Source organism: Micromonospora sicca (assembly GCF_003172935.1).
GTDB lineage: Bacteria > Actinomycetota > Actinomycetes > Mycobacteriales > Micromonosporaceae > Micromonospora > Micromonospora sicca.
In genome coordinates this window covers 1-5,263 of the sequence record NZ_QGKS01000140.1, presented here as the reverse complement: position 1 = coordinate 5,263, position 5,263 = coordinate 1, and the positions used below count along the sequence as shown (strand labels likewise).

6 protein-coding genes are annotated in these 5,263 nt (G+C 72.3%); 1 reads left to right on the top strand and 5 read right to left on the bottom strand.

The window, feature by feature from the left end; all coding sequences use genetic code 11:
• Nucleotides 1-399: 399 nt before the first annotated feature.
• Nucleotides 400-960, top strand: coding sequence for a zinc finger domain-containing protein (locus DKT69_RS41370; protein ID WP_438361810.1), 561 nt, complete (start codon nt 400-402; stop codon nt 958-960).
• Between the two features lie 132 nt (nt 961-1,092).
• On the opposite strand, the gene DKT69_RS06695 is transcribed toward DKT69_RS41370, so the two are convergent.
• The 5 genes from DKT69_RS06695 to DKT69_RS06675 all read right to left on the bottom strand — a co-directional run.
• Complete coding sequence (locus tag DKT69_RS06695) at nt 1,093-1,995, bottom strand: inositol monophosphatase family protein (protein ID WP_109800704.1); 903 nt, start codon at nt 1,993-1,995, stop codon at nt 1,093-1,095.
• A 16-nt stretch (nt 1,996-2,011) separates the two neighbouring features.
• Nucleotides 2,012-2,665, bottom strand: a complete 654-nt coding sequence (locus DKT69_RS06690) for a hypothetical protein (protein ID WP_109800703.1) — start codon at nt 2,663-2,665, stop codon at nt 2,012-2,014.
• Nucleotides 2,662-3,663: a hypothetical protein gene (locus DKT69_RS06685; protein ID WP_109800702.1), complete on the bottom strand. Its 1,002-nt coding sequence runs from the start codon at nt 3,661-3,663 to the stop codon at nt 2,662-2,664. The genes DKT69_RS06690 and DKT69_RS06685 overlap by 4 nt, the downstream gene beginning before the upstream one ends.
• A 55-nt stretch (nt 3,664-3,718) precedes the next feature.
• Nucleotides 3,719-4,510 (bottom strand): class I SAM-dependent methyltransferase, encoded by a 792-nt coding sequence (locus DKT69_RS06680; protein WP_109800701.1) that lies wholly within the window; start codon nt 4,508-4,510, stop codon nt 3,719-3,721.
• A gap of 144 nt (nt 4,511-4,654) precedes the next feature.
• A partial coding sequence (locus tag DKT69_RS06675; protein ID WP_201749520.1) for a TolB family protein occupies nt 4,655-5,263 on the bottom strand: 609 nt, incomplete at its 5' end.

The following is a 5,263-nucleotide window of genomic DNA, read 5'->3' as shown; positions in this document are numbered from 1 at the left end:
GTGCGGTCGCGAGGGTGTCCAGATCGACGTGCACGTGGCCTCCATGGTCTCGTTGCCTAGGCAACGCCGATCATGGATGCCCTTGCGCTTACTCGCTACCCCACACCCCTTGGAATCGATCATCTAGTACGGCAGCCGCCCGTTCGGGATCTTGGTCGGGCCGATAAGCGCAGCGCAGCCACCGCATGGGCTGGCTGATTGGACAACAGTCGCATGTTGCGGTGGCCGCTGGTCACAGCGTAGACGTCTCCGGATGGCAGCAGGTCGTGGACCAGGCACTCATCACGTTCGCGGGCAGGTTCGGGCGGGTCGAGCCGCGCCGCACCCCGACCGGGCTCGTGCCCGGCCTGCTCGCCGAGCTTGAGGTCAAGGCGTGCTGGCAGCTCGCACAGGCCGGACATGCCGTCCGGACGCGATACAACGTCTGCCGTATCCGGCGGTGTGGGACGCCGACGCGGTCCGCGACGACCTGCGAGCCCTGGTGGCCGAGCGGCTCGGCGACCCCGCTTCCTGCTGGTTCTCTGCCGTCCCTGCCGGTTGGTGGGGACGGTGGCGTCCCACCAGACGCTTGACATGATCGGCCTATTTGGCTTCCACGCAGGCCCGTATCGTGCGTTTTCGCAGGCAAACAGGGGTGCGTGTGGCGGCGAGCATAGCGGGAAGGTCGGTTGGATGACTGACCCAGGGGAGCTGGCGCGAAGCGCGCTCCAGCGAATCCACATGGCTGCGGTGAGACATCGGGACCTCGAGCTACACCACGCGGCCGACGAGATCGTCCGAGCGGCCCAGGCGAGGGACCTCGATCCGGGGCCCGTCGAGTCGTACCGCCCCTGCCCCGTGTGCGGTGCTGAGCCGGGACAGTTGTGCACCAACGTCCCTGGTCGCCCCCCAGTGACACCGGGCGACATGCACCCTGAGCGCACGGAAAAGGAGCGCCGTTCCGTTCCCAACAGCCCTTAAAGCGGACGTAGCCAAGCTCCGCGTAGCGGGGGTATGGCTTCCCGTCCGTCCCGCACGAAGGACTAGACACGCGACAGCCGGCCGGATCGAACGTGTGTTCGAGTAGGCTGCTCGGGGTGGAAGTACGTGGCATCACCAGCCGACGGTGGTGAGGCTGATCGGGGTGAGGTGGCGGACCTGCGGCTCGATCCACTGGGCCGCGGTGACCAGCTTGACGAGCCGGTCGATGCTCTCCGGCGGCCCGGCGACGAAGCTGCGCCGCTCGGCCGGGCAGCCATACCGGTCGTCGAAGCAGCCGCCGTCGAGGGCCCGGACGACCATCCCGGCCTCGGCGGCGAGCAGCATCCCGGCGGGCAGGTCGACGGCCTCCGGCCGGTAGCCGACGATGCCGTCGATGTCACCCCGCGCCAGCATCACCCAGGACAGCAGCGGCGCCCACAGTTGCAGCACCCGCCGGGCGGTGGAGTCCAGCACCACCTTCAACGCCCGGGCGGTGCTGTCGTCCCGGCGTACCTCGTGACCCTGGGTCCAGGCCAGCACCGGGGCGGACGGCACCGGCCGGTGCGGCGCCCGCAGCGGCCGGCCGGACGGCCCGGCCGCGTGCACGAACGCGCCCTGCCCGCGCACCGCCGACCAGGTGCGGCCGGCGACCGGGTCGTGGACCACGCCGAGCACCGGCGAGCCGCGTTCGCAGAGCGCGATGCCGACCACGTACGCGGGCAGCCCGATCGCCACGTTGTTGGTGCCGTCGAGGGGGTCGACCAGCCACGCCCAGGCGTCGTCGGCGGCGTACTCGCCGCCCTCCTCGGCGATCACGCCGTGTTCCGGCCAGCGGGCCCGGATCCGGTCGACGATCAACCGCTCGGCGGCCAGGTCCAGGTCGGTGACCAGGTCGCCGGAGGCGCTCTTGGCGCGGGCGTGCAGCTCGCCTCTCATGCCGGCGCGCAGCACCTTTCCGGCGGCGCGTGCGGCGTCGACCGCGAACCGGTGCGCCTCGCGCAGGTCCGGCCCGGTTCCGAGCGGCTTCACGTCCATGGCTCCTCCAGCCGTGTCAGCCCCGTGCCACCAGTCGCGCGATCTCCCGCGCCATCCGTGCGGTCTCCGCCGCTTCGCATCGGTCCCGGCGCACCCGGTGGCTGCGCCCGTCCACCGCGCCGAGGCTCAGGTCGCAGCCGCCGGGCGTGGTACGCCCCAGCGCCACCGTCACGGCCGGCTGCCCGGGGTCCACCTCGGAGGTGTGGAACCCGCCGGCGCGCAGCGCGTACGAGTCGCCGGCCTCGTGCGTCTCCACCGTGGCGGTCACCGCGGTGACGAGGCGATCGGTCGCGGCCATCTCGTCGACGTCCGCGCGGCTGCGCACCTCGTACACCCGCCAGACCGGTTCGGCGGGCGCGTCGGTCACCTCGATCAGCTCGTTGCGCACCCGGCCGTGCAGCACGTGGCTGAGCAGATCCCAGCTGTGCGAGTGCATGGCGGAGGTGGTCGGCTCGACCGGCGGCGGGCCGGCCGGCCAGGCGTGCACGCAGATCCCGTCGGGGCCGGTGCGGTCCACCGGCAGGCAGGTGAAGCCGAGCGGGTGGCGGACCGCGCGGAGCGGCCGGCGGCCGTCCGCGACGTCGTCGAGCACGTCGAGCACCCAGCGGCGCAGCAGCTCCGGCCGGGTGCCCCGGTCGATCTCCCGTTCCAGCTCGGCGTAGGTCATCATGCGTACGGGTCCCTCGCCTGGATGGCCTTGCCCACGATGTCGGCGACCTCGCGGTCACCGAAGGAGCGCGGCAGCGGCAGGCCGAGCGCGGTGAACAGCCGGCGGACCTGTTCCACGGACGGCTCGTCGTCGAGCTTGACCTGCCCGGCGGCCTCGATCGGCACCCGCCGGCTCTGCTCCCGGCTGTACTGCAGCTCGATGTTGTACCGGTTGTAGTACAGCTCCTTGCGGTCGATGCGCAGCGCCGGGGTCTGCGGATTCTCCTGGGTGATGATGACGCAGCTCGACGAGAGGTCGTAGCGGAAGGTGCTCATCCGTGGGGAGAGCCGCACGTCGATGGTGAGCAGCCCGGACCGCTGCAGGTGCCAGCAGGCGGCCAGCACGGTCGCGAAGGATTCCTTGCGGGTGCGGTCGACGGTCCACCGCTCCCCCGGCGCGTTCGGCGCCAGGCTGCGCCGGAACCGCGCGTACCGCTCGCAGACGCCCTCGTCGGTCGGGTCGATGATCTCGATGGAGAAGTGCAGGGTGGCGTTGCGCCGGCGGGCGTGGTCGAGGCACTCCGGCAGGGTGACCGCCCGGGTGTAGGTGCCGGTGCCGCCCTTGAAGTCCCAGCGGTCGGTGTGCCGGCGGGCCTCGGCGAGCGCCTGCCCGACCTCGGTGCCGTTGAGGACCCGGACCATCGAGACGCTGTCGATGGCCTCCCGGGCCCGGTTCAGCGCGCCCTCCGGGCCGGTGATCTCCCGCATCTGCGGCACCAGCTCGGTGAGCCGGTCCCGGGTGTCGTTGAGCACGTGCCGCACCTGGTGCTCGGCGGTCTCCCGGCGCAGCCGGTCCCGCAGCATCGCCTGGGCGAGCAGGGCGAGGATCAGCAGGATGGCGCTGTTGACCACCTCCTGGCTGACGGTGCTGGTCAGCCCGAGGACGGCGACGGTCAAGGCCAGGAGCAGCCCGATGAAGGCGTCGAGATTGTTGACGACCCAGGTCAAGAGGCGGGCCATGACATCCCCCGGTCGATGACGATTTCCCCATGATAGCCCTTTGTCAATATCACGATCACACGCTGTTCGGCTGCCCCGAGACGGTCGGTGACGGCGGCCCGGCGGCCCGGCGGGCCGCGCAGATCAGCGAACCGCCGAGGCCCGGCGCCACGCGGGCGAGCAGCCGGGAGGTGACCCACCGGCCGCTGGGCAGCCGCCAGCCGACCTGATTGGAGCGGATCGCCAGCGGCACGAACCCGGCCCGCCGGAGCACCCGGCGCAGCAGCGACGCGGTGAACGGCCGGATGTGCAGCCAGAGGTAAGGGTGCAGCGGGTCGACCTGGCGCGGAGCGCGGCCGAGCAGAAAGGACACCCGGTCCTGCACGGTGGCCAGGTTGGGGGTGGTGAGCACCAGCAGCCCGCCCGGCGCCAGCACCCGGTGGCACTCGCGCAGCAGCGCCACCGGGTCGTACACGTGCTCGATCAGCTCACCGGTGACCAGCCCGCCGAAACTGCCCGCCCGGAACGGCAGGCCGCGGGTGGCGTCCAGGCAGGCCGGCAGCGCACCCGGCCCGGCGGCCCGCCGGGCGTCGCGCAACGCCGTCTCCGCCAGGTCCGCCAGGACCAGCGGCACCGGCAGGTCCGCCGGGTCGAGCATGCCGCGCGGGCCGCAACCCAGCTCCAGCACCGGCAGCCGCCCGGTCACGCCCTCGGCCACCATCCGGGCCGCGACCGCGCGGCGGATCCGGTGGTACGGGTCGTCGACGTACCCGTTGACCCTGGCGCCGTCGTGGTAGCTGCGCCGGTTGGCCCGGCGGCCGTGCGCCTGCGCGCCACGCCACGTCCCTCCGGCCGGTGGCTCCGGCATCGCACCCTCCCCAACGTCCCCGGCGACCGTCCTGGCGTCCAGCCTCGCATCGCACGACGTCCAAGGCCGCGATCGGCGCGACGGTGTCCGGAGACGCCGACGCGGCGGCCGGAAGCCGGCCGCCGCGTCGGAGGGTGGATCAGGTCAGAGGGCGCGCGCCCAGTCCAGCCGGCTGCTGTCGTCGTACTCGTCGCCGGGGATCCACCACGGCTCACCGAAGCCGCTGGTGGAGACGATGATGTTGCCGCCGTCCGGGTACTCGTTGGTCGGCGGCACGGACAGCGCCGCGCAGTAGCGGCCGTCCGGAGAGAACACCGGCGACAGGTAGAGCCGCGGGGTGTCGGTGAGCCGCTTCAGCCCGGTGCCGTCGATCCGGACCGAGGCCAGCGCCGCGCCGCTGGGCACGTCGGTGTCCCGGGTCCAGCGGTTGGTGCAGAACACCACCCGCTCCGAGTTCGGCATGAAGACCGGCCAGTCGAAGTTCTCACCGGCCGCCTCCGGCAGGTAGATCCGCCGCAGCTTCCCGGTGGCCAGGGTCAGCGTCTTCAGCTGCGGACCCTCCGAGCGGCTGTGCCACCGGGTGACGATCATTGAGCCGTCCCGGGACCAGTTCGGCCGGACCATGTAGTGCCCCTGCACGAGCACCCGGATGGCGCCGGTGGCCACGTCGACCGTCACCAGGGTGTCGTGGTTGCGGACCAGGGCGAGCTGGGTGCCGTCCGGCGACCAGGTCGGGCTCTCCCAGTAGACGCC

Bases quoted from the DNA above. Each gene is read 5' to 3' on its own strand.
- DKT69_RS06695 (WP_109800704.1), bottom strand. From the start codon at position 1,995: ATGGACGTGAAGCCGCTCGGAACCGGGCCGGACCTGCGCGAGGCGCAC.
- DKT69_RS06680 (WP_109800701.1), bottom strand. From the start codon at position 4,510: ATGCCGGAGCCACCGGCCGGAGGGACGTGGCGTGGCGCGCAGGCGCAC.
- DKT69_RS06690 (WP_109800703.1), bottom strand. From the start codon at position 2,665: ATGATGACCTACGCCGAGCTGGAACGGGAGATCGACCGGGGCACCCGG.
- DKT69_RS06685 (WP_109800702.1), bottom strand. From the start codon at position 3,663: ATGGCCCGCCTCTTGACCTGGGTCGTCAACAATCTCGACGCCTTCATC.
- DKT69_RS41370 (WP_438361810.1), top strand. From the start codon at position 400: ATGCCGTCCGGACGCGATACAACGTCTGCCGTATCCGGCGGTGTGGGA.